The organism is Brucella tritici, from assembly GCF_008932295.1.
Lineage (GTDB): Bacteria > Pseudomonadota > Alphaproteobacteria > Rhizobiales > Rhizobiaceae > Brucella > Brucella tritici.
The window spans coordinates 1-314 of the sequence record NZ_WBWA01000104.1; the positions used below are offsets into that span (position 1 = coordinate 1).

A 314-nucleotide genomic window follows, 5' to 3' on the forward strand; every position below is an offset into this window, starting at 1 on the left:
AAAGCGCAGAGTGCCCGTGGAGCCGGAATCGTTACCGTCAGCCCACTGGAAACGGGTTTCAACGTAAGTCTTCAGAGTACCGAGTTCGGTTTCCGAAGCGGTCGAGAAGCGGAGCGTTGCACGAGCAAGCTTGCCCCAGGTGTCACGGTCCAGATCGCCAGGCGTACGAGCATAAACGCGGTCACCGCCGGTTGCGTCGTAACGAACATAACCATGGATACGCAGGCAGGTTTCGGTGCCCGGGATGTAGAAGTAGCCAGCGCCGTAAGCATCGCAGACGCGGACATATTCAACGGCTTCTGGCTCTGGCGCGA

1 protein-coding gene is annotated in these 314 nt (G+C 58.9%); it reads right to left on the reverse strand.

Annotated elements, in window-relative coordinates:
* A partial coding sequence (locus tag F9K91_RS25650; RefSeq protein WP_167522295.1) for a porin occupies window positions 1–314 on the reverse strand: 314 nt, incomplete at both ends.